The 551-nt window shown below is 47.7% G+C and carries 1 pseudogene; it reads left to right on the top strand.

Features of this window, described 5'->3' with window-relative positions:
• Nucleotides 1-25: 25 nt before the first annotated feature.
• Nucleotides 26-551, top strand: a pseudogene (locus R7Z77_RS27740) (recombinase); the annotation flags it as partial.

The following is a 551-nucleotide window of genomic DNA, read 5'->3' as shown; positions in this document are numbered from 1 at the left end:
ACTCGCTTGCCTGAGGACTTGAAGAATGATGACGAATAGCATCTTACCAGCATTAGATCCCGAGCGAATCCCGGCAAGGGCGAACGGATACTATTTTATGCTGCATGATCAAAAATGGCGGCTAGATAAAAACACCTCTATTCCGGTTGGAGTGCTACATGGACTTCTGGAACCAGAGTCTCTGAAGGGGGCTCTTTATACACTGTCATTTTATGCAAGGAACATGTCTGCTGCTCACGTGCATAGTAGTTTCTGGTGTTTCTTAGCAATGATTCGTGCAACTAAAGCTACTCGTATTGACGATGTCATGTTGATTGGATACAGGTCTTCTTTGGATGCGGCTCATGAATATCGGTTAGGTGTTGTTCGCACCTTCCTGCGACAGTGGCACAAGCTGGGTTATTCCGGTGTTAGCAAGAAGGTGGTGTGTTTACTTGATGGATGGAGGCTAAAAGGGGGGCGTAAGGGGGATGCGGTTAAGCGATTGGATCCTCTAGAGGGGCCGTTGACGGATAATGAACTTCAAGCGTTCAACGAGGCGGTTGTACGAG

Source organism: Vibrio sp. 1401 (assembly GCF_033340295.1).
Note: the sequence above shows the minus strand (reverse complement) of the source record. Positions and strands in the feature narration are given on the sequence as shown.